Origin of the sequence: Bradyrhizobium betae (assembly GCF_004123905.1) — a bacterium.
In the GTDB taxonomy this organism is placed as follows: domain Bacteria; phylum Pseudomonadota; class Alphaproteobacteria; order Rhizobiales; family Xanthobacteraceae; genus Bradyrhizobium; species Bradyrhizobium betae_A.
On sequence record NZ_MZXW01000038.1, the window covers coordinates 40,371 to 62,406 of the forward strand.

Annotated in this window: 23 protein-coding genes and 1 pseudogene; 17 read left to right on the forward strand and 7 right to left on the reverse strand. The window is 63.9% G+C overall.

What is annotated here, in order from left to right; all coding sequences use genetic code 11:
• The first annotated feature begins 113 nt into the window (after positions 1-113).
• The 7 genes from B5V03_RS28705 to B5V03_RS28735 all read left to right on the forward strand — a co-directional run bounded on the left by B5V03_RS28705 (position 114) and on the right by B5V03_RS28735 (position 6,790).
• Complete coding sequence (locus B5V03_RS28705; RefSeq protein WP_129273737.1) at positions 114-1,799, forward strand: ParB/RepB/Spo0J family partition protein; 1,686 nt, start codon at positions 114-116, stop codon at positions 1,797-1,799.
• Between the two features lie 90 nt (positions 1,800-1,889).
• Positions 1,890-2,366, forward strand: coding sequence for a hypothetical protein (locus B5V03_RS28710; RefSeq protein ID WP_129273738.1), 477 nt, complete (start codon positions 1,890-1,892; stop codon positions 2,364-2,366).
• A complete protein-coding gene (locus B5V03_RS28715; RefSeq protein WP_129273739.1) occupies positions 2,363-3,256 on the forward strand; it encodes a DUF7007 domain-containing protein in 894 nt (297 codons plus the stop codon). The genes B5V03_RS28710 and B5V03_RS28715 overlap by 4 nt, the downstream gene beginning before the upstream one ends.
• Positions 3,253-3,666, forward strand: a complete 414-nt coding sequence (locus B5V03_RS28720; protein ID WP_129273740.1) for a hypothetical protein — start codon at positions 3,253-3,255, stop codon at positions 3,664-3,666. The genes B5V03_RS28715 and B5V03_RS28720 overlap by 4 nt, the downstream gene beginning before the upstream one ends.
• A 393-nt stretch (positions 3,667-4,059) precedes the next feature.
• Positions 4,060-4,647 (forward strand): hypothetical protein, encoded by a 588-nt coding sequence (locus B5V03_RS28725; RefSeq protein WP_129273741.1) that lies wholly within the window; start codon positions 4,060-4,062, stop codon positions 4,645-4,647.
• Between the two features lie 340 nt (positions 4,648-4,987).
• Positions 4,988-5,914 (forward strand): ArdC family protein, encoded by a 927-nt coding sequence (locus B5V03_RS28730; RefSeq protein WP_129273742.1) that lies wholly within the window; start codon positions 4,988-4,990, stop codon positions 5,912-5,914.
• A gap of 558 nt (positions 5,915-6,472) precedes the next feature.
• A complete protein-coding gene (locus tag B5V03_RS28735; protein WP_129273743.1) occupies positions 6,473-6,790 on the forward strand; it encodes a DUF736 domain-containing protein in 318 nt (105 codons plus the stop codon).
• Between the two features lie 207 nt (positions 6,791-6,997).
• Here B5V03_RS28735 and B5V03_RS28740 read toward each other — a convergent pair whose 3' ends face one another.
• Complete coding sequence (locus B5V03_RS28740; RefSeq protein ID WP_129273744.1) at positions 6,998-7,912, reverse strand: nucleotidyl transferase AbiEii/AbiGii toxin family protein; 915 nt, start codon at positions 7,910-7,912, stop codon at positions 6,998-7,000.
• Complete coding sequence (locus tag B5V03_RS28745) at positions 7,909-8,646, reverse strand: type IV toxin-antitoxin system AbiEi family antitoxin domain-containing protein (protein ID WP_129273745.1); 738 nt, start codon at positions 8,644-8,646, stop codon at positions 7,909-7,911. The genes B5V03_RS28740 and B5V03_RS28745 overlap by 4 nt, the downstream gene beginning before the upstream one ends.
• A gap of 240 nt (positions 8,647-8,886) precedes the next feature.
• Between B5V03_RS28745 and B5V03_RS28750 the strand changes: the two are divergent.
• Positions 8,887-9,157: pseudogene (locus B5V03_RS28750) on the forward strand (DNA -binding domain-containing protein).
• A gap of 6 nt (positions 9,158-9,163) precedes the next feature.
• On the opposite strand, the gene B5V03_RS28755 reads toward B5V03_RS28750, so the two are convergent.
• The 3 genes from B5V03_RS28755 to B5V03_RS28765 all read right to left on the reverse strand — a co-directional run bounded on the left by B5V03_RS28755 (position 9,164) and on the right by B5V03_RS28765 (position 11,176).
• Positions 9,164-10,303 (reverse strand): RHE_PE00001 family protein, encoded by a 1,140-nt coding sequence (locus B5V03_RS28755; RefSeq protein ID WP_129273746.1) that lies wholly within the window; start codon positions 10,301-10,303, stop codon positions 9,164-9,166.
• Between the two features lie 232 nt (positions 10,304-10,535).
• Positions 10,536-10,931, reverse strand: a complete 396-nt coding sequence (locus B5V03_RS28760) for a type II toxin-antitoxin system VapC family toxin (protein WP_129273747.1) — start codon at positions 10,929-10,931, stop codon at positions 10,536-10,538.
• Positions 10,931-11,176: a type II toxin-antitoxin system VapB family antitoxin gene (locus B5V03_RS28765; RefSeq protein ID WP_129273748.1), complete on the reverse strand. Its 246-nt coding sequence runs from the start codon at positions 11,174-11,176 to the stop codon at positions 10,931-10,933. Before B5V03_RS28765 ends, B5V03_RS28760 begins: the two co-directional genes overlap by 1 nt.
• Before the next feature lie 1,701 nt (positions 11,177-12,877).
• On the opposite strand from B5V03_RS28765, the gene repA reads away from it, so the two are divergent.
• The 4 genes from repA (at position 12,878) to B5V03_RS28785 (ending at position 17,066) form a co-directional block, all read left to right on the forward strand.
• On the forward strand, positions 12,878-14,092 hold the full coding sequence (repA, locus tag B5V03_RS28770; RefSeq protein WP_129273749.1) for a plasmid partitioning protein RepA: 1,215 nt from the start codon (positions 12,878-12,880) through the stop codon (positions 14,090-14,092).
• Positions 14,089-15,108 carry a plasmid partitioning protein RepB gene (gene repB, locus B5V03_RS28775; protein ID WP_129273750.1) on the forward strand — a complete coding sequence of 340 codons (1,020 nt, stop codon included), beginning with the start codon at positions 14,089-14,091 and terminating at the stop codon, positions 15,106-15,108. The genes repA and repB overlap by 4 nt, the downstream gene beginning before the upstream one ends.
• Before the next feature lie 197 nt (positions 15,109-15,305).
• Positions 15,306-16,538 carry a plasmid replication protein RepC gene (gene repC, locus B5V03_RS28780; protein ID WP_129273751.1) on the forward strand — a complete coding sequence of 411 codons (1,233 nt, stop codon included), beginning with the start codon at positions 15,306-15,308 and terminating at the stop codon, positions 16,536-16,538.
• A gap of 48 nt (positions 16,539-16,586) precedes the next feature.
• Complete coding sequence (locus B5V03_RS28785) at positions 16,587-17,066, forward strand: hypothetical protein (protein WP_129273752.1); 480 nt, start codon at positions 16,587-16,589, stop codon at positions 17,064-17,066.
• 131 nt (positions 17,067-17,197) lie between these two features.
• Here the strand turns inward: B5V03_RS28785 and B5V03_RS42510 are convergent, their stop codons facing one another.
• Positions 17,198-17,398: a hypothetical protein gene (locus B5V03_RS42510; RefSeq protein ID WP_129273753.1), complete on the reverse strand. Its 201-nt coding sequence runs from the start codon at positions 17,396-17,398 to the stop codon at positions 17,198-17,200.
• 148 nt (positions 17,399-17,546) lie between these two features.
• Between B5V03_RS42510 and B5V03_RS41730 the strand changes: the two genes are divergently transcribed.
• From B5V03_RS41730 to B5V03_RS28805, 5 genes are all read left to right on the forward strand, one after another.
• Positions 17,547-17,714: a hypothetical protein gene (locus tag B5V03_RS41730; RefSeq protein ID WP_164988357.1), complete on the forward strand. Its 168-nt coding sequence runs from the start codon at positions 17,547-17,549 to the stop codon at positions 17,712-17,714.
• Positions 17,715-18,412: 698 nt separating this feature from the next.
• On the forward strand, positions 18,413-18,724 hold the full coding sequence (locus B5V03_RS28795) for a DUF736 domain-containing protein (protein WP_129273754.1): 312 nt from the start codon (positions 18,413-18,415) through the stop codon (positions 18,722-18,724).
• Between the two features lie 63 nt (positions 18,725-18,787).
• On the forward strand, positions 18,788-18,931 hold the full coding sequence (locus tag B5V03_RS41735; protein WP_164988358.1) for a hypothetical protein: 144 nt from the start codon (positions 18,788-18,790) through the stop codon (positions 18,929-18,931).
• A gap of 407 nt (positions 18,932-19,338) precedes the next feature.
• Positions 19,339-20,940 (forward strand): hypothetical protein, encoded by a 1,602-nt coding sequence (locus B5V03_RS28800; protein ID WP_129273755.1) that lies wholly within the window; start codon positions 19,339-19,341, stop codon positions 20,938-20,940.
• Between the two features lie 22 nt (positions 20,941-20,962).
• Positions 20,963-21,529 carry a hypothetical protein gene (locus tag B5V03_RS28805; protein WP_129273756.1) on the forward strand — a complete coding sequence of 189 codons (567 nt, stop codon included), beginning with the start codon at positions 20,963-20,965 and terminating at the stop codon, positions 21,527-21,529.
• 182 nt (positions 21,530-21,711) lie between these two features.
• On the opposite strand, the gene B5V03_RS28810 is transcribed toward B5V03_RS28805, so the two are convergent.
• The gene (locus tag B5V03_RS28810) at positions 21,712-21,972 is read right to left on the reverse strand and encodes a WGR domain-containing protein (RefSeq protein ID WP_206736198.1); all 261 of its coding nucleotides are present in this window, start codon (positions 21,970-21,972) and stop codon (positions 21,712-21,714) included.
• Positions 21,973-22,036 lie beyond the last annotated feature (64 nt).

Below are 22,036 nucleotides of genomic sequence, written 5' to 3' on the forward strand. Positions count from 1 at the left end.
TCGGCCGCTGTTGTGCCGGCCCGACCGCTCCGCGGGCCGGAGGATGTCTTCGGAAAGAAGACGAGGAAGGACCCGCGAGGCGCGGTCCACCAACCCCGAACAGGAGAAATCCCATGCAACTCATCAAGATTGATCCGCGTGCGCTGAAGGAGAGTCCGGACCGCATGCGCCAGACGAAGTCGACGCCGCAGGCCGACGCCCTGCTGCTGGCGACGATCAAGGCCGTCGGCATCGTCCAGCCGCCCGTCATCACGCCTGAGACTGGCGGTGGCAACGGCTATGTCATCAACGCCGGTCATCGCCGCGTGAAGCAGGCGATCGCCGCCGGCCTCGAGGAGATCGACGTCCTCGTCGATGAGGCGGCGAACGACAACGGCGCCATGCGCTCGATGATCGAGAACATCGCCCGCGAAGCGCTCAATCCCGTCGACCAGTGGCGCGCGATCGAACGCCTCGTCGCGCTCGGCTGGACCGAAGAGGTGATCGGCGTCGCCTTGGCGCTGCCGGTGCGACAGATCAGAAAGCTCCGCCTCTTGGCGAACGTGCTGCCCGCCATGCTCGATCAGATGGCGAAGGGCGACATGCCCGAGGAGCGGCAGCTCCGCACCATCGCCTCCGCCTCGCTGGATGAGCAGAAGGAGGTCTGGAAGAAGCACAAGCCCTCCAAGGCCGATCCGCAGGTGTCGTGGTTTAGCGTGGCGCAGGCTCTGACCAAGGCCCGCATGTACGCACGTGATGCCAGCTTCGGCGACGACCTCGTCCAGGCTTACGGAATCCAATGGGCAGAGGATCTGTTCGCGCCAGCAGATGAGGACAGCCGCTATACCACGGATGTCGAGGCCTTCCTCGGCGCGCAGCAGGAATGGATGACGAACAACCTGCCGAAGCGCGGCGTCATCGCTGAGACGACGAACTGGGGCGAGGTCAAGCTGCCGCCGAAGGCAGAGCGCGTCTACGGCAAGGCCTCGAAGAGCGATTGCACCGCGATGTATCTCGACCGTGACGGCCGGGTGCAGAGCGTGCATTACCGCATGCCCGCGGCGAAGAAGGCGACGGGCAAGGGTGCGGCGGTCGACAGTGACGCTGCGGATGAGTCCGCAACAGTTTCGAAGCCGCGTCCCGACATGACGCGCAAAGGCCTCGAGATGATCGGCGACTTCCGGACGGATGCCCTGCACGAGGCGCTCGCCCGCGCGCCGATCGAGGACGACACGCTGATGGCGCTGTTGATCCTCGCCTTCGCAGGCCAGAACGTCTCGGTCGAGTCCGGCAGCGGCGGGACCTACTACGGCAATCGGCGCATCGCCCGCCATGCCGCCGCGCTGTTCGATCAGGATGGCAAGCTCGTCCTCGACATCGACACACTCCGCGTCGCGGCGCGCTCAACCCTCTCGGATGTCCTGTCGTGCCGGGAGAACCGCACCGACAGCGGCATCGTCGCCCGCGTCGCCGGTGACGTTGTCGGCGCGGCCAACTTCCTGCCGAACATGGGCACCGACGATTTCCTGTCGTGCCTGTCGCGCGCTGCGCTCGAAGGCTCGTGCAAGGACACGCCGGTTCTCCCGCGCCAGAAGGTGAAGGACACCCGCGCCGCTTTGGTCGAGCACTTCAAAGAAGGCCGTTTCGTGCCTCCGGCTGCGCTGTTCGCTCCGGACAAGGCCGCCGTGTCGTCGTGGCTGGCGAAGAACGCCGTCGTAGCAGATGACGCGGCCGCCGACCAGGTCGAGGACCCGGAGGCCGGCGATACCGACGATGGCGAAGCTTCGGTCGAAGACGCGTTCCGCGAGGCGGTGGAATAGGCCGGCCCGCATCGACAATCCGACTAACGCCCCGCCGCCGTCTCAGCCGGCGGCGGCTTGGTTTCCAGCCCCAATGAACAGGAGGACGTCATGTCCGCACAGTTGATCTTCGACCTCGTCCCACTCGGCGCGATCGTCCGGTTTTTCGACGGCACGCCGCGGCCGCCGGAGCGGCACCGCAAGAAGCTCGCGGCCTGGGAATACCGCAATCGCGGCGGCCGGCTGATCCGCAAGCAACCCGAACGCCGCGTCGGCAACACCGTCATCAGTGCGAGCATCACGCTGCACACCGGCGATTATGGCGGCGACGGTGTCGTGGTGCTTCGCGTCCACCGGACCTTCCCGGTCGACCGCGACCTGACGTTCGTCGTGACCGAACGGCCGAAGCTCGGTGCGGTCCGCGTGCTCGACCGGGCCGGCGAGGATGCGGAGCTGGTCTACCTCGCCAACAGCCGCGTTGATGCCGAAACCTGGCTGGAGAGTCACGGCTATCCGGATGCCGTTCTCGACGAGGTGACGGCCGATGCGACTGCGGCGGGCGTGGTAGACTGGAGGACGGCCGCATGACCACGTCCCCTCCCTTCCCCACCATGATGGAAAGTACGGCTTCCGGATTTCCCGAGGTCGAGTTTGGTCGCAGCAGCGACGGCTTCCTCGCCGCGCGTGTTGCCGACACCGCCTTCGCCATGCTGCCGGCACGCGAGGGCCGCCACTATCTCGCAACCGGCTGGCGCATCGGCCGGCCGATCGCCGAATGGAAGCACTCCGACTTCTACGGCCATTCGGGCGAGCTCGCCGACGAGGCCGCCTTCCGCGCGAAGATCGCGGAGAACGCCGAGCACCAGCGCGAGGCGCGTGCGCTCGGCCGCCGCGACATCGCCTCCACGGCGAACACGCCTTGGGGCCCATCGCAGGGCGCGACCGTCTATGCGGAAGGCGTCGTCTGCCATTCGACGGCAGGACACGGCGGCCTTCATCTTTCCGCCGAACGCAACCGCAGCGTCAATTCGATGCTGCGCGCGCGGGGTGGCTGGTACGAGGAGGACGAGGGCTGGGCGATCGTGGCGATCACCTTCCCGCATCTGTTCACGAGCTACGAGCGACGCTGTGCGGAGCGCACGATTAGGGATAGCTGGCCTGATGCGTGGGAGGCGATCTTTGGGACTGTGCTCCAGCCTGGCGAATCCCGGGAGAAGGATCGGCGCGCTTTCGAGCAGGAGCATGCCGGCGACTGGATCGTCGTGTCGGCGATCTCCTCGGACCAGCAGCCCGGCTTTGTCGAAGTCGTCGCCACGCCCGGCGGCCGACGTGGTGCAGGCACTGAGGAGCGGCGCTTTCTGGTCCCGTCTGACGAGTACCGAATGGGTCGCTTCGGCTTCGTCGTCGATGAGACCCGCCACCCGGCCTATTCCGGGCCATCGAGCTTCGTCACCTGGCAAGGGAGGACGTCCCCATGAAGATCTCCCCCGAGCGCCTCGCCCAGCTTTCGCGCATGGAGGAGGCGCGCCGCCAGACGCAGCGCCAACTCGACATGATCGACCGGCAGATCATCCGTCGCATGACGGCGCTGATCCCACAGCTCGGTCGCAAGCGGTCGGGATACCGCCGCGGCAAGCCGCCCGACCCGAGTGCGTTCTTGGAACGCTACCGCTGGAATCTTGCGGCGATCACGGCAGCGCGCCAGCCGGAGATCGACGCGTTATCGCGCAAGCTCGCCCGGCAGGATACCGCGATCGAGATGCTGCGGGCTCGGTGCGCGCCGGAGTCTCGACACGCTCGTGACGACCCGGAGCGCGCACATCGCAAGGACGAATGTCGCACTCCGGCCGAGTGTCGTCCAGGGAAGCGGCATGGCGCTGCGGCATAGCGGACCAACGCCGGTGCATACAGCGCGGCATCCCGGCCACACGTTGCGAGGGCAGATGTGGCGGAGGCCAGATCGAACCTTTCCGGCATCGCCAACCCGGCCCGTACTCTGTCGCCTCTCCCCTCGGGTTGCTGCGGTCTGCGCCCCCGGCGGTCCGCTTCAAGGCCAAGTCGCAAGCGACCGGAGACCGCCGATCTCGGCAAGGCCCGGCCGCGTCCGGCGCAGGGCCCAGCAGGCTGGGACCCCGCTTGTCCGCAACCGGACCTTGCTCGCCTGGCGGTGCCCGGACCTTGAAGCGGCCCTCATCCCGGCGGCGCTGGGCGACCGCACCCGAGGGGAGAGCCGGCAGGGGCCGGACCGAACCCGACGGCGAAACCAGAAAAGGACTTCACCATGACCAAGACCGCTCGCGCACCCCGCACCAACGCCCGCGTCGTCCCGCTTCGCCGCGGCACCACCATCGAAATGGTCCGGCTCGTTTGCCCGGACGCAGCCCAGGCCACCCGCATCGCCGAGAGCTTCGGCCTCCCCGTCCTCGACAGCGACGCCATCCGCGACCTGCATCAGCGGCTCATCAGCGAGACCGCCGACGCGCTCGGCGAAGGCGTCAACGAACGCGCCATGCAGATCCATCTGCAGCGAATCGTCGGCTCCTATGTCGGCTCAGCCCACGGCGCCGGGCAGTTCTACAGCCGCGCCGTCACCGAAGCCCGCGAGGCGACGGCAAAGCTCGCCAACGACACGCGCGACGAGGACCTCGACGGACCGGTCGGGTTCGAATCCGCGGCCCAGCGCAAGCGCGAATTCGCGGCCGAGGTCGGCATCCAGGCGCACGCGCTGCGCATGGCGGCCGAAGGGGCCGTCGCCGCCTACGAGCACGTCATCGGCGAGAGCTGGAAGCCGTTCGAACGCCAGCCCGACCAGCCGGGCGAGACCGTCAGCCGCAAGGCGGCCGAAGTTCAGATGGCGGCGTTCGGGTGATGCCGCCGGCGGGGCTTCGGCCCCGCCTTTTCTCGTTCGCGATCCGATGTCGGCCGGCCCCTGCGGGCCGGCCGTTTTCATGTCGCACGGCGCGGCGGCGCAAACGAGCAAAGAGAAATGAACCGGGATGGAGCGCACGTTGCGGCCCGTACCGGCTTTCGGTCGATGCTCCGGCCGGCGCGGCAGCGCAACGGCTTTGCCGTCCTCCACTGCGTTCCGGTCCGGCGTCTCTCCCCTCACCCCGACCACCAGCGTCACCGGATGCGCGACCCCGCAGGCCTTCGCAGCGGACCGCCGTGACGGGCCGCGACGGGCGCGGCCTCCAACGGAGGTTAGGATCATGACCGGTAAGGAAACCAAACCCCGCGCCGACATCTATGCGCGGATCACCGATCGCATCGTCGCAGATCTCGCGCGCGGTGTGCGTCCGTGGGTCAAGCCATGGAATGCGGCCAACGCGGCTGGGCGCATCACGCGTCCACTGCGTCACAACGGCATGCGCTACCAGGGCATTAACGTCGTGCTGCTGTGGTCGGAAGCCGTCGCGCGCGGCTTCACGTCACCGATCTGGATGACGTTCAAACAGGCGCTCGAACTCGGCGGCCATATCCGCAAGGGCGAGAGCGGAACGATGGTGGTCTACGCCAACAAGATCACCAAGACCGAGACCGACGAGCATGGCGATGAAGTCGAACGGGCCGTTCCGTTCCTGCGCGCCTACACGGTGTTTTGCGTCGATCAGATCGACGACCTGCCGGATCACTATTACGGGCGCCCGGCGCCGACCATCACGCCGGCGCAGCGCATCGAGCATGTGGACGCCTTCTTCGCCAACACCGGCGCGACCATCCGGCATGGCGGTGACAATGCTTTTTTCGCACCATCGCTCGACATCATCCAGATGCCGCCGTTCGAAAATTTCCGTGACACCGAGAGCTATGCCGCCACGCTCGCGCATGAATGCGTGCATTGGACTGCGCCGGCGCATCGCGTCAATCGCGATCTCAGCCGCTACGCAAAGGATCGTTGCGAGCGCGCCCGTGAAGAGCTGGTTGCGGAACTTGGCGCGTGCTTCCTCAGCGCGGACCTTGGTATCGTGCCCGAACTCGAGCCGCGTGCCGATCATGCGAGTTACCTTGCATCGTGGTTGGAGGTGCTAGCCAACGACAGGCGCTTCATCTTCAGCGCGGCCGCCCACGCTCAGCGGGCAGTCACCTATCTGCACGATCTTCAACCCAAGCCGGCCGAGATCGACCAGGCGGCATGAGGCGCAACGATCCGTGTCTCGGCCGCTTGCGCTCATCGTTCACCTTTCTAGACAATGGCGAAGGCGTCGTCTCACGGCGAGGCCGTTCTTTTGTGCATCATCATGCCTGTGTCGGCGACTGGAGAGGCGGCGCTTCCAAGGCTAGTGTCGTCACGATACGACAGTCCGGGGTTGTTATTGCGTCCGCTGGACTGGCGGAAAGCTTACGCGGCGCGCGCGAGTGCCTTTCACCAATGCGCCCGCCGTCGTGCGGTGTGGCTTGCCTGTCGCTCAGCCGTATCCTCATCGTTCGGCCTGTCGCGCCCAATGCGTCCTCGATTTGGCATGTCTAACCGAAGGCCGTCGTCGCTGCGCTCCGCCTCGATCAAAAGACCGCAACGGCCGTTCTCGGCTTTCTTCCCCTGGCCGCTGCGCGCCCATTCCTCGCGAGACAAGAAAGCCTCGCCCTGGCCGCCCTCTACTGCGTGGCGGCCCTTCGGGTGCGGCCCGATCGCCTCCGGTCAACGACAGCCATCGAGGTCGCCTGGTCGCGGCCCGAGAACGAAAGAGGACACGAACATGGCTACCATCGGCAACTTCATCGTCAACGGCAACGGCTTCGTCGGCACCGTCAAGACCCTCGCTCTAGGCACCGTCAAGACCAAGATCGTTCCGGCCGAACGCACTTCAGACAAGGCCCCGGACTACCGCATCTTCGCGGGCGCGAACATCGAGTTCGGCGCCATGTGGAAGAAGAAGTCCCAGGACACGGGCCGCGAGTACCACTCGGTAAAGCTGGACGACCCGAGCTTCCCGGCTCCGATCTACGCGACGCTGGTCGAGGTCGAAGGCGAGGAAGGCCACTCGCTCATCTGGTCTCGCCCGAGTCGCGACTGAGACGCCGCGCAGGTGGCCCCGCCGCGAGGCGGGGCCTTCACCCCGTAGGCGGAAAGGAGAAACGATTTTGAACGCGCGCGTAAGGTCGGCATGCGCTGCCTCATCGTGCAGCTTATCCCTTCACGGATAGCTGATGGGGAGGCCGGCAGGGCCTCGTCGGCAGTCACACCGCATCACCTGCGGGCCGTGGCGACGGCCCACCTACGCTCATCCAAATAGCCGAGCCAGCGCATTCGATTGCTCGGTGAATTTTCGGGCGTTGGCCTTCCGAAGCCGTTCCAAGTTTTGCAGCTTCCATCGCAGGCCGGGAAGCTGCTCCAAGTGCGGCACGCCTAGTAGCGACCATTCGGGCTCTGCGGCAACCAGCGACAGCAGGAAGCGGCGCTCGTCGGCGCTCAGACCTTGCTGCAGTTCGCGCATCATTCGCTCGCGCGCTGCCAAGAGCGCGTCAAGTTCAACGGGCTCGGTGGTCATGCCCGCGAAATTGTGCTCGAACTCCTGGCGGAGATCCCGCAGCGATGGAAACAGGACCTCGTGCACCGGCCGGTTATGGCTCGCGAGATAGACGACGAAAGCGCGGCGAATGCCGGCCGTGATTCCCTCGTGCGCGAAAAGCTGCGTGACGTCGAACAAATCGCGGGGATGCTGGCGGTCCATCGCCGCAACCAGTTTGCCGCCATATACGTCTTCGAACGACGCCACCGGGATTTCGAGATCCGCCTGCAGCGTGTCGCGCGCGGCCTCTGTCAGCGACGCGATGTGCACCGGATGGACGGTGCCGCGCATGACGAAGTTGACCTCGATCTTGACCTCAATGCCCCCTCGCCGCACCATCAGCTTGGTCTCGCCGGAATCCGTCGCGGCCGGCGCATGGGTCAGAAAGCCCTGCTTCTGCAGGCGCGCGGCCGACTGACGGATGGCCTCGTTGATGCGCCGCAGCGCCTGCTCGCGCGGCAGTGTGTGGTCGGGAAACACCAGATCGAGATCGACCGAGAGCCGCGGCATGTCGCGCACGAACAGGTTGATCGCCGTGCCGCCCTTGAGTGCGAACGTATCGTCGATGAGCACCAGCGGCGCCACGCGCGTCAGCAACCGCGCGCTGTCGAGGTAGACCTGGTTCATGGCTTCAGCACCAGGAGCCCGTCAGCGGAGCGGGACACCCAGGCCCTGTCGCTGCCCTTGGGCAGTTGAGACGGATCGAGTTTGCCGGCCCAGGGCTGTGAGAGTTCGCGGCCAAGCTGCAGGCACAGACGCACGGTCTTGACGCTGGTGCAGCGCTTGAGCAGGTCTCGCAGCAGATCGGCCCGCAGACTGTAAGTGCTTTCGACCAGCTCGCGCGCTTCTTGCAGCGGCTGCCGGACGCCGACTTCGCTCAGCACCTCCAGCAATGCGCGTTCCGGCGCCGAGACGAGCGGGCCGCCCTTGCGGCTCTCGAAGGGCCGGACATGAAGCAGCGCGCCCGGTTCTTCCTTGAAGAGTCGCTTGCGGTGGTACTCGGCCGGGAAGCGCTGGGTGAACCACTCCGGGAGGCGTCCCGCTTTCCAGCCGTACAGATGGAGGACGGGCCGCTGGGGGACGTACTGGCGGATGCCGTGCCAGTCGAAGGCCGACTTCCCGCCGACATGCAATCCTTCGAAGCTCCGCTGCAGCAGGACGAGGCTCGGGTACAAAGTGGGCGGATCGTTTGGCCGGCAATAGACGCCGCGTGCCAACCGTTGCAACCAGCCGGCGCGGACATAGTGGACGGCAAGGTCAGCCGATATCCCGAGGACGGCGAGGTCACCGGAGGTCAGCGGCGCCCCCGGCGCCAAGCGGGTATAGAGCCTGTTTAGTTTGTTTCTTTGGGTCGTAGCCATGCTACGATAATAAGAATAATATCAAAGTTCTGCAAGCTTGAATTGGAAGCTGAAGTCGTAGTCAGGCTACGATAATCCGGATTAAGCTAAGGGAACCTCAAGATCAGCCATGAACCCGTCAGCTGCGGTTGCGCTATGCCCGGTGATACCCGACAGGCACCACGTGGTGCGCAACTACTCACCGGTGCACGAACGCGCCTACTCTCCGCTGACAAGAAACCCTGCCGGCGAATACACCCCATGCAGAAGTCAGCGGCCAATCTTGATGTCGCCGATGCCGCGCCGACCGCGCCGGTTCTGACCGGCTATGACGAGCAGCACTGGTCACCTATCTCCGTCTGCTCGATGCCGCAGCCGATGGCGCCGACTGGAAAGAGGTCGCGCGGACCATGCTGACGTCGCGCGCGAGCCGGATCGGGCGCGCCGGGCGTGGGAAACCCATCTCGCCCATGCCCGCTGGATCACCAGGCATGGCTACCGGGATCTGCTGCGGGGCGGGGCACCGCACTGAGGCCGCCTACAGAATCCCCCAGGCCCGATATCGTCCCCTGCCGGTCACCTCCCGAAGGTCAAGCTCGCCGACCAGGTCCTGAGCGGCGCGCGGCGTGATCTTAAGCTCCTTCGCGATCATACCGGCCGAGGCGATCGGCCGGGTCAGCATATAGTCGAGCAGCGCCGGCAGTTTTGACGTGGCGCGACGGCCGGCGAGTTTTCGGGCGAGCAGGGTTCGCTGGTTAAGCCAGCGGTCGTGGTCCTTGAGACCGGCCGCCGCGGCAGCGGTGATGGCCTCGAGTTGCACGGCGAGTCGCGCCGCCGCGTCGCGCGGCCGCCGGCGTTCGCGGGGGATGGCCTTCAACCCGTCATGCAGGCAGGGCAGATGCCAGCGGGTCTTGGCCCGCGCGCGCAACACGCTGGCTGCCAGCAGCCGGCCGAGCCAGGGCGTGTGCTGCAGCGGGGCGATGGCGTCCCAAGCCTCAGTCGCAAGCGCGGCCGCGAGCGTCGGCGGCAATATGCGGGTCTGCTCGACCACGGCGCGCCACTCGTCGAGACGCGCGTCCTCGTCCCAGTCGGGGTCGTAGACCAGTGGGTCCCGCTCGGACTGGGTGCGACTCCCGCCGGCGAGTGTCCGCTCCGCCTTGGCATTCGCGGCGTCGACCGCGGCGAAGGCGGCGGCCAGGTGCGGGTCGGACTCGATGCCGCCAAGCGGCGTGTCGAGATCAGCGTCTCCGCTATCATAGCCGCCGACGAAGCTTCGCTCCCCTTCCTTTCGGATGCCCCTGCCCTCCTCCCACTCGCCCTGCCCGGTGCGGCCGCGCAGTCTGTCGAGCCCCGCCGGCGATGGCGCCCAATCCGGCCTCGCGTCGGCGATGCGGCGCCGGGTCCGCAGCATGGCGTGGGCGCGGGTGAGTTCGTGGGTCGGGGCGCGGATGTCCATGCCGGCGTCGTGGAGAACCAGATCTTCGAGGTGGACCAATTCGCCTTCCAGCCACAGACTGGCGCAGGCGTCAGTATAATGTGTGCGCGCAATCCAGCCGTCGCGGATCGGGCTCTTGGCCAGGCGTTCGTCGAGCCGGGCAAGCGCGTCCTCGGCGATGGCGAGCGGGCCGGCTAGCTGAGCCCAAGGCAGTGGATCGGGAATTGAGTAACCGTTTTGCAAGGTCTTGATAACCTTAACAGGAATCGTTCAAACGGAAGCTATCACGGGAATAACTTCGGTCATAGCGACAGGCTGGTTCCCCGTGGCGCTCGCTGTCAATAACCACTGCTTATCGATTCAGCAGGCCGTTAAAGCGCATCAGCGATCCGAGGCCGCAGCCCGGTAAACTCCCTGCCCTGGTCCGGACAAGCCCCCTTCTTTCCGCGCGCCGCGGCCGCCCCAGCCGGGTCGCTTAGGCGGCTTCGATATCGGTTTGCGGAAAGTCACCGCCCTTGAACATCAAGGGCTGCCCCAGATGCCGGGCGCAAGCGTAGGCAAAACAGTCCCCGAAATTGAGGCTCGCCGGATGCCGGCCCTTGCCGAATCGGTCGAAGGCGTCGAGCGCGAGCCTTGCCGTTTCAGACGGCACCGCGACTACGGCGATCTCCATCAGCGCCAAATACTCATCGACCGCTTCGGCGGCGGCCCTGACCGAAAGATCCAGCACGCGCGCGACCGCGACCGCCGCCTCCCATACTGCTAACGGTGACGTCAGACGCGTTCCGGTCTGCTGCAGGCGAGCCAAAAGCTCGCGTGCCTCCTCCTCGTCGGTTAGGAGCGCGGTCAAAGCCGAAGCGTCGATGAACATCAGGTGTCCTCATACAAGCTGTCGCGGAACGCCTTGTCTACGGGCTGTCCCTTGGCGGAGTCACCTCTCGCGCGTAGATCCCGGCAGAACTGGACGCCAAGGTCGACCAAAGACGGCTTGCCCTGCTCGCGCTCGAGCTCATGGGCGAGCGCCACGTGCACTGCTTCGGTGAGGCCGATTTTTTTTAGCGAGGCCACCTTGCGAGCGAGCGCGTCGGTCTCAGGGTTCTTGATGTGGAAGGCCACGGGCGCGCTCCTCTAGACCGCATCGTGTATACCGATATATCATCACAGATACACTGACGGAAGGGCCGGCCTCGTCGTTTTCGCCCCTAACTAAGACGCGCGGCCTTCGTGGCGTCTGAGGGCAACTTTTATGGTTAGTTGTCTATGAACACCTGCCGTCTCCGTCGCCCGGATCGCGGCTTCCCTCAGGGCTGTCCTCGCAGCGGCGGATCGACGTCGACTACCGATGTGATACCGATCGTGACTCGACTGGTGCGACGCGCCTTAGCGAATTGAAGCGACTGACGACCGCAGGTCCCAAATTGTTGTCAGCTGACAACATCCATCCTTGGTAGGGCCCTGTTGTCAGCTGACAACAATCGCCCAAGCGGGTCGCTGCTGGCTGCCATGACCCAAGGGCGTCCATGGGGCAGATCGGCTTCGTTCGAGAGCCACGCAGCTCGATATCCGCGCCAGCACCCACCATCCAGAGATCGTATTCATTCGGCGGCCTTGCCGCCTCGCCAAAGGAGCACCCCCACGCCGGACGCCTTCGGTCAACCTCCCGTTAAACAGGGCCTTCAACCGCGAGCTCGGCCTGGATCTCGCCCAAAGGTCCTGAATGCGGTCGCCTGCTTAGCCCCTCACGCCGGTCCATTGTTGCGCCGGTCGAAACGAGTCAACAGAGGTTCCTGCGTGGCGATACGATGCCGACTTTCGAGGAAACCGTCCCTATCTGGAACCCGGGCGACCTCGGCGAGCATTCCCGCGAATGGATCTGAAGGCCCGGCGTCGAGCTCCCCGCTCATGATTGGATCCGCACCACGGCATCCCGGACGAGGTGGCGGCCCGTTGCCGTTCCTTCGTCGGATCGCACGCGCCCGGGATGAAGCGATGATCGACGCGCTGCGGCACTCCTGCATCGTTGAAAAGGGCAGGAGGGTCTCCGTTGCAGCGCCGAGCCCTGAGTCGATGTCGTGCCTGGCGATCCGTCGGTGTGGCCACACGGAAGTGCAAGAGAAGGGCCAGCGCGGATGACCTGGGATGTGTGTCTGCTCGGTTGCTTGCTACCTGTTCGTCCGGCCCCGGTGGACCCCCTGCGACAGTGCGGTTCTTCTGCTTGCCCTTTTTGGGGCGAGCGGCGGCGCAGCGAAGTGACGCGCCAGCCCCCCCGATCAACACCCGGGAAGGTCCGGCGCGCTGCCGATCCAAGCGAGACGACATCGTCGCTTTACGGTGTCTTGCCATTCAGCGCGGGCGTCTGAGCCGTTGTCGTGAACGAGGCGGGGAGGGTGCTTCTCGCGGGACCGCGGCGCCAGACGTTGGGCAATGGCGGGCAGGAGCCGACGCTGCCTACATGACCTGAGATCAGAGCCCTGAACTGAGGCTGCGAGCCATGGCGTGTCCCGTCGCCCGGACTCCAGCCGTGGCAGCACCGTTCAGCGCAGCGGTTGGCGAGCTACAAAATGACGCTCTGGGGACTCGTGAAGGCGAGCCGACTCACGCCATAGTGGAGGCTCATCCCATTCGCGCTGAGCCGTTGTTGTCAGCTGACAACAACAGGGCGGTGCACCAAAAAAAGGGCCCGCGCGCCGTTTGGCACGTCATCGAGCGTTTAATGACTCGTTAACCCTTTAATTCTTGCTCAAATCACAGAATCGTGGCCATCTCTCAAGACGGAGACTAGGCGTCTGACGAGCAGAAACCGTCTTGAGAAGGCAAATGGCGATCTTAGCGGAAGATTCGGCTACCATGAGCGAGACTGCGTCTGCGCGGATCACTCGGCACGCGGGCATTCTTTCCGGCCAGCTTCGCTCGCTCGCGACAACTCTTTTCCCGCCTTCGGCGAGCAAGTCGCTCCGGTCGTTCACCTCTGGAGAGGTTGCGCGAATTGCGGGCGTGTCCGATGGGTACCTTCGGCAGCTCTCTCTTGACGGACTTGGACCAACCCCAGCGACAGGAACCGGGGGGCGACGGTCTTACACTCTGGGTCAGATTCATGAGTTGCGCGAGTATCTAGCCACTGCGCGGCCGCGCGAAGCAATGGAATTCCTTCCGCGCCGGCGCCCAGGCGACAAGCTCCAAATCATCACCGTCGCAAACTTCAAAGGCGGCTCCGCCAAGACGACGACGGCATTGTATCTGTCGCAATACCTCGCCCTTGCCGGCTTTCGGGTCCTCGCGATTGACCTCGATCCGCAAGCTTCGCTTTCAGCAATGTTCGGGTACCAACCCGAGTTTGACATTGGGGCGAACGAAACCCTGTACGGGGCCATCCGATATGACGAACACCGCCGGCCACTGCGCGAGATTGTCCGGCCGACCTATTTTGACGGGATAGGGCTCGTTCCAGGCAATCTCGAGCTTATGGAGTTTGAGCACACTACGCCTCGAGCAATGGTCGAGCGGCGAGAACGCGGACACGACCTGTTCTTTCGCCGCGTCGCCAGTGCCATCGACCAGGTTGCAGACGAATACGACGTCATTGTTATCGACTGCCCACCCCAACTTGGTTACCTGACCATGGGCGCGCTAAACGCGGCGACCGCTATGCTCGTGACCATCCATCCGCAGATGGTCGATGTCGCATCCATGAGCCAATTTCTTCTCATGACGTCGGATCTCATGTCCGTCATCGAAGAAGCTGGCGGGCGCCTCGATCACGATTTCATCCGGTATGTCATCACGCGTCACGATCCCAATGACGTGCCTGAGGCTCAAATCGTGGCTCTCCTCCGCACCCTCTTTGGTTCAGATGTGCTCCAGGCGACTGTGTGGAAATCGACCGCGATCGCCAATGCTGGTCTCACCAAGCAATCACTTTATGAGCTGGAGCGCGGCGCCGTAGGGCGGGGCGCCTACGACCGGGCATTAGAATCGGTCGACGCGGTCAATGCCGAAATCGCGCAACTTCTTAAGAAGGTGTGGGGTCGATGAGCAAACGTACTGACACGATCAAGAGCCTTTTCACGGCCCCGCAATCAAGTGCGTTGTCAGCTGACAACATGCCCGCTGCCTTGCCGCGGGTCTCGTCGGGCTCGGTTCGCTCCTTGAAAGACTCTTTCTCGGAGGTTGAGAAAGAGAACGAGGAGCTTCGCGAAAGAATTGCATCTGGGGCTGTGATACTTGAAATCGACCCCTCGCTCGTCGATCCGTCACCGCTGGCCGACCGTTTTCGCGATCAGGATGATAGCTCGTTCGAAGCGCTCAAACAGTCGATCGCACAGCGTGGCCAAGAGGTGCCCATTCTCGTTCGGGAGCATCCTGAAGCGAAAGGGCGCTATCAGAGCGCCTATGGTCATCGCCGCGTCCGCGCCACGCGCGAACTAGGTATTTCCGTCAAAGCGATTCTGCGACCGTTGTCAGATGAAGCGCTTGTCGTGGCGCAAGGCCTCGAGAACGCACCGCGCGAAGATTTGAGTTTCATTGAGCGCGCCAGCTTCGCGATGCATATCGAGGATGCCGGGCATAGCCGCTCAGTCGTGCAGGATGCGTTGTCGGTTGATCGGGCGGAGGCCTCGAAACTTCTTGCCGTGGCTCGATCGGTTCCTGCCGAGGTTATTCAAGCAATCGGGAAAGCTCCGAAAGTGGGCCGCGGCCGCTGGCAGTCATTCGCTGAATTGATCAAGGATTCGGCGGCGCTCAAACGTGTCAGAGCGGCGATCGCCGAACCTAAATTTGCAGAGCGCGAAACCGACGCACGATTTCTTGCAGCATTCTCCGCAGCAACCCGTCCATCTCGCGGGGAGCCCCGGAAAGAGCCGGACGAGAAGCCGGTCTTTTCCGTGTCCGGGGATAAGATTGCGCACGTGCGTCAGGCCGAGCGCGAATTGAAGCTTACCATCGACAAGAATGTCTCGACGACATTCGCGGCATTTCTTGTGGACCAACTCCCGGCCCTGTTCGACGCCTTTTCCAAGAAGAGCAGTGGTCAGGAAAATACCGAGGCCTGACGGTCTCGTCCCGTAAACACGAACCAGGAGCAGACAAGGCAAAAGAAAAAGGCCCCCGAAACGGAGTTCCGGAAGCCCTTCTCTTCAAGTTTGGCGACTGACAGAGAATCACTTTCGCGAATCGCAGTCAAGAGTTTCTACGCGATTTTATCGTCGTTTCGGCGAGCGGATTTTCTTTGCCCAACTGAGGCAAAGACATGCAGTCACACTCTCCAACGACGCCCTTTGGGCGGCGATCGCTGACGCTTGCCCATGTGGCAAGCCAGATGGTCGCAACCGAACGTCCTCCCGAAAAGATCGTCCACAAATGGAAGATCTTCCACGCCATCTGCACGGCACGGCCGCGCCTTGGGGTGTCGGAGCGCGCGCTCTCGGTGCTAAACGCGCTCTTAACCTTCCATCCGGAGACCGCGCTGACAGGGGAGGATGATCTGATTGTCTTCCCCTCGAACCATCAGCTCGCTCGGCGAGCGCACGGCATGCCGGCATCGACCCTGCGACGCCACCTCGCTGTGCTGGTCGACGCGGGGCTAATCGTTCGGCGCGACAGTCCAAATGGCAAGCGATATGCGCGAAAGGACGATGCTGGCGAAATCGAGCTCGCGTTCGGCTTCGATCTCTCACCGCTTGTCGTGCGCTCGGAAGAGTTCGAGATCCTGGCGGCCGATATCGAAGCCGAGGCCCGCGCACTCAAGCTCGTGCGTGAGCGGATTACACTGTGCCGGCGCGACATCGCGAAGATGATTGCAACTGGCATCGAGGAAGCCGTCCCAACGCGAAGGGGAGGGCAGGGGCCTGCCGATTGGCAGGTCGTGCACGCTGCCTTCCGCGCGATCGTCGATCAGATTCCGCGCACGGCGACGCGCCAGGAGCTCGAGCCGATCGCCGACGAGTTGTCTCAGCTCGCCGACGACGTGCTCAATCTTCTGGAAACACATATCAAATCCAAGAATCCGAGCGCCAATGAGTCCCATTCTGAGCGCCACATACAGAATTCAAATCCAGATGCCCTCATTGATCTTGAACCTGTCTTTCGAGAAGGCAGGGCGGCGGGAGCTGAGCCAAAGCCTCAACCATCGCGAGTCGGGGAGGGGGCGTATCCATTGGGAATGGTCCTGAGTGCATGCCCGGACATCGTCGATTATGCGAAGGGTGGGGTTTCGAACTGGCGCGATTTCCTGGCCACAGCGGCCGTTGTACGATCGATGCTGGGGATCAGTCCGAGCGCCTGGGAGGAGGCGCAAACCGTCCTGGGTGAAACGCAAGCGGCGGTCGTCGTCGCGTGTATCCTGCAGCGCGGGACGGCGATCAATTCCGCTGGCGGTTATCTGCGCGGTCTGACGCGAAAAGCCGAGGTCGGCGAATTTTCGCTTGGCCCGATCCTGATGGCGCAGATCAATTCTCGCCGGCGAGACAAGCAGCGGGCGTGAGGCGATGAGGCGCCGTTCCCAGAGCTTGCCTTTTTCGTATGATTGAAGATGCGCGTGCTGACCCGGCTGCTGCGCTGCGTCGACGCAAAGCCGTTCGGAGAGATCGTCATGGCAAAACACGCCCCAATCGTCCTCACGCCGTTTTTCCAGCCTCGTGATGAAGGCGCCGCGGAGCAACGGATCTACGTGGCGGGATTCGCGGACGAGGCGGGGGAGGCCTGGGGGACCCTGATTCCGTTGGATGCGGAGATTGTCGAGCACGCCGTTCTGGGACAACAGACATTCACCGTTTGGTGCAACTCCGACGGTCGCATCCAACCGCAGCCGAGCAGCGATAGTCTGTTTGAGGAGCTTCTGGAGAAAGGCCAGTTGAAGGAGACGCCCCTCGATGAACTCGTCGCCGAAGCGATCGAGCAGGGCAAGAATGAATCCAATGAAGACATCCTCGACATGTTCGAGACCCTGCATGAGCGGCTGGTGCGGGCGGAGGGCATGATCGCTGACGAAATCGCGCGGCGCAGGCGATGACCCTTCGCGGCGCGCGTGCGCGGTTCAGTGCAGCTTGTACTAACGCGAGCACCGCAACCGCGGGCGGCCGACACCCGGACCGGTCGATGAACACATAAAAAACCGACGACCGGGCCGCGCTCCGACTAGTCTTAAGCTTCGCCGGAGCCGGAAAACAGCGCCGTCGGTGGCGTCGCGCGCGGCGGCGGGAGGGTCCGACCGCCCGGGGCTCCCGGTTTGCTCTTGAGATCGTATCGATGGGCTAGGTCGAGTAGCCGCCGCTTGGTGAACGGGTCCGCGTTCTCCGCCAGATCGCGCGCCCGCTGTGCGAAGCCCCTATAAAAGTCTTCCACGACGCCACCCCCGCAACATCACTTAAAATCGGATCTCAACGTGAGACGCGCTCCGCGTCAAGCGGCCTGGTGCATGCGGACAATTTTAGGCGATCTACTTGTGCTCGCGGCGCACGGGGAACTAAGCTGGTCCCGGCAGGCAAAAATCATGACTCCGCTCTACCTCAGCCGGAAGCTGTGCCCGAAGTGCGGTAAGCCGATGACGGCCGTGCCCGGCCGGCCGCGCTACGTCTGCGTGGTCTGCGAGGACGATCCGCTGCGCGATCCCGTCGCCCGGAAGTGGGCGGAAAGCCCGCTGCGACCTCCGGCCAAATAACGTTCGAGTTGAATCGAGTCCGGGTCGGATTGCTGCAGAGGCCGATTGTGCTCACAACCCTCTCCGACGATGGGGAGTGGCACCCCGAACGCCCAGCTTCGTTCCATCGCGCGTGCCGGCGGAATCATCCCGGACTCGGGGCCGGCATGCCCAGCGACGCTAGCATCTGTTTCACGCCTCGCAGCACGGTCGATCGGAGGGCGAGGTTGCATCCAGATGGCGAGTACGTCGCCAGCCTCGTTATCGATCTTGCGCTGGCAACTTCGACAGCTACGCCGAGATGCTGACGATGACGATCCCCATTGCGGTTGATGCGCGCCGTCTAGGTGACCTAATTAAGGTGAGCTGCATTTTGCTTGCCGCGCCCATTGCCTGAGATCCGAATGGCCGAACGGATTGGGGGCGCCTGTCTTCATTCCATGTGTTTTCGCGACGGGCGCACCCATCAGCGTCCTCGATAAAGGCTGGTCTGACCGAAGGCCGATCCCGCTTCGCGGGCTCTCGATCTTGTCCCTGCAACGTCCGGCCTCGACTTTCTTCCCCTGGCGCTGCGCACCATTCCTCGCGGTCCAAGAAAGTCGCTCCCGGCCGCCCTTCATTTCATTTCGGCCCTTTGGGTGCAGGTCGATCGCCTCCGGTCTCACGACCGCCATCGAGGTCGCGATAGGCGCGGCCCGAGAAAACCAAGGAATGAGACAATGGCTACCATCGGCACCTTCGCCTCCACGGGCAATGGCTTCTCCGGCGCGATCAAGACGCTCAACCTCAACGTCAAAGCCAAGCTGATCCGCGTCGACACCCCTTCCGACAAGGGACCGCACTTCCGCATCTACTCCGGCAACGTCGAGTTGGGCGCGGCCTGGCAGAAGACCGCCAAGGACACCGAGCGCGACTACCTCTCCGTCAAGCTGGACGATCCGAGCTTCCCGGCTCCGATCTACGCCACACTGATCGAGGTCGAAGGTGCGGAAGGCCTCCAACTGATCTGGTCCCGGCCGAACCGCGACTGAAGCTCCAGGAAGTCGGCTCCGCCGCAAGGCGGGGCCCGCTCCCCTTCCACCGGAGATGCGATCATGACCGTCGACACCATTGAAGAATTGCGCGCCGAGCTGCGCGAATGCGTGTTCACGCCGGCCGAGCGCAAAGCGCTCGAAGTCGAACTGGCCGAACTCATCCGCCAACGCAACGAAGCGCTCGCAGCCGAGGAGGGGGCATAAGCCCCCCTCCTCCTGCATCTTACGACGCACCGTCGTTACGCGATCAGGATCGATACTTCATGAGCTCGAACACAATCTTCCCGACCATTACGCACAGGTCGAGCCGGCCAACGACCGGCAACGCCCCCGCGCGGCCTGATCGGTGCCCGCCCGGCGGCAGATCGGCCCCTGTAATGGCGGACTACGCTTCCTATCCGCCTTGCGATTTCGCGCACGGGCGGATGGAGCCTGACAGGCGTGCTTCCCTAACCCAAAATCCGCCCGCTCGTATTGACTCGCATTGCGAATGGGCGAATCCTTCCAACAACGCAATTGCCACCGCCAATTTCAGCACTATGAACTTCGGCGCCCCGGCCTTTATCGGCGCCATCTGAGTAAATTCTTTCTGAACAGAAACGGAGGGGCCGATGCGCGCGCTCGCCTTGAGAACCGTCTCTCTTCTCGCCCTCGCTATCCTGGGCTCGATCTCCACCACGCCTGCCGCACGCGCGGAGGATGGGACGGACGAGCAGTTTGGCAAGGTTCACTTCCAGACCTCCTGCAACGAGGTGGCGCAGCGCCGCTTTGACCGCGGGATGCGCTATCAGCACTCGTTCTGGTATCGGCCTGCGAAAGAGATTTTCGAGGAGACGTTGCAGGCCGATCCGGATTGCGCGATCGCCTATTGGGGCATTGCGCTGAGCCTGCTCTACAATCCGCATTTTCCAGCGCCGAAGGAAAATCTCACCGAGGGCCTCGGCGCTCTGCAGAAGGCCAAGGCGCTCGGCGCCAAGAGCGAACGCGAACGTGACTATATCGACGCGCTGCTTGCCTTCTATTCGGGCGACGAAAAGACGACGTTTGGTCAACGCGCGCAGGCCTATCTCAAGGCAACCGAAGCCGTCGCCGCGCGCTATCCCGACGATGACGAGGCGCAGATCGCCTACGCCATCACGCTGAATGTCACGGCGTCACCAAACGACAAGACCTATGCCAACCAGCTCAAGGGCGCTGCCATCTTGGAGCCGATTTTCAAGCGGCAGCCGCGGCACCCCGGCGTCGCTCATTACCTGATCCACCTCTACGACTATCCGGCGATTGCAGAACGAGGTCTCGACGCTGCCAAGCGCTATTCCGAGATCGCGCCGGCGGCGCCGCACGCTTTACATATGCCGTCGCACATCTTCACGCGCGTCGGCTACTGGAACGAATCCATCGACGCCAATAGCCGCTCCGCCAAGGCTGCCAAGGAGGGCAAGGACCCCAGCGAGCAGCTGCATGCCGACGACTACATGGTCTACGCCCTGCTCCAGCTTGCGCAGGACAGCCGAGCCCGCGACGTCATCGCGGACATGGTTGCGACCACGGGGTATGCGCCGGCCGTCCGCGCCGGTCCCTACGCGATAGCGGCCAGCCAGGCGCGCTATATGGTTGAGCGCGGTGATTGGCAGGGAGCTGCCGCGCTGAAGGTCGAGCCGAGCCGGTTTGCCTATGTCGATGCGATCACCTATTTCGCCCGCGCCCTTGGCGCCGCGCGCTCCGGCAATGCAGACGCAGCAACGGCGGACATCGCCAAGCTGGCGGAGCTGCGGGACAAGCTGCAGCAGGACAAGGACGCCTATTGGGCTGAGATCGTCGATATTCAGCGGCAGGTCGCCACAGCCTGGCAGCTCAATGCCCAGGGAAAACAGGAGGACGCGCTGGAAGCGATGCGTCTTGCCGCCGACGCCGAAGACAAGACCGAAAAATCCATCGTGACGCCGGGACCGCTTGCCCCGGCACGCGAGCTTTACGGGACCATGCTGCTCGAACGCGGCATGGCAACGGAGGCATTGGTCGCGTTCGAAAGCACCATGCGCAAGGAGCCGAACCGCTTTGGCGCGACGATCGGCGCCGCTCACGCCGCCGAGAAGGCGGGTGACGCCGTGAAGGCGCGGCAGTACTACGCAAAGGTCGTCGACATGGCGCGCAATGGCGACTCCTCGCGCGAGGACCTCGCGGCCGCACGAAAGTTCATGGCTCAGAATTAGCAAAAGTGCCGCGGTACCTTCCATGCGCCTGACAAGCAAATTCTTTGCGATCAGCACAGCCACCACACTGCTCTGCGCAGCCGCTGCGGTCTGGATCTTGCGATCTGGTGAACCGGCAAGCGCAACAGCGGCATCCGGCGAGGTCCGCGCGGTGTGGACGGAAACCGAATGGCCTTTCGGCGCAGATCCCTGGGGTAAAGGAAAAGCGTTCCGCTGCAAGGCCGACGATTGCGGCGGCGAGATCCAACTCTACGTTCGCGCCAAGCTCGGCTTTTGCAATTGCGCCACCGGCGTCGCCGACGATGGCGACCTCGAGCAAATGGGCGACCTGGCGCTGATTGGCAAGGCAACGCCGATCGGTGCCGGCCGAGAGATCATCGTCGGTCCGATGCGCGGCCGCAGCCGGGCCTATCGCGTCGAGGGAAATCGCAACGCCGCGCTCTCACTCGCCTTCAATCAGCGCTGCGACATGGTTGCCGCTACGGCTTTGGTTGGACCGGGCGCGCCCGCGCCACTGGAGCCGGCGGTGCTGGCGTTCCTCAATAGCGACCGCATGTTGAAATGGGCCGAGATCGCGCTTGGGTTATGACTCAAAGCAATTTGGCTTACGTCGTTCGCAGAACCATAGGACTTCCTACTCATCGTCAAGGATAACGTCCCTTAGTGGGGTGTGAGCTCCGTCTTGTTTCGATTTTGCTGGTCTGGCATCAAGGCCGCGACAGATAGAGCCGCCATCACAGGCAGAGCCGTAATCCTCGAAAGAATGTCAGACTAAGACGGTCTTTTGTCCGCGACAGCGTAACCGCGCCTCCGCTTGGCACGCTCCAGGCGTACGAATGCTTCGATCGCCTCCGCACTACCATCGAAGGTCTGCACCATGGTCTTGCCACTTGTGCAGATCCGGCCCCAATTGCGGATCAGCGACATTTCTCCGAACAAGGTGGGCTGCGTGGACAGCGCATAAAATCGACGCATATTGCGCGCGGCATCGATGCGGCGCAGATGAAGCGGTTCGGGTTCGGGTTTCGGCACGGACAGAGTCTCGCTTCCGAGGGAAGCGGCGTCCAATGAGTTTTATGAATCGACCGGGCAGATC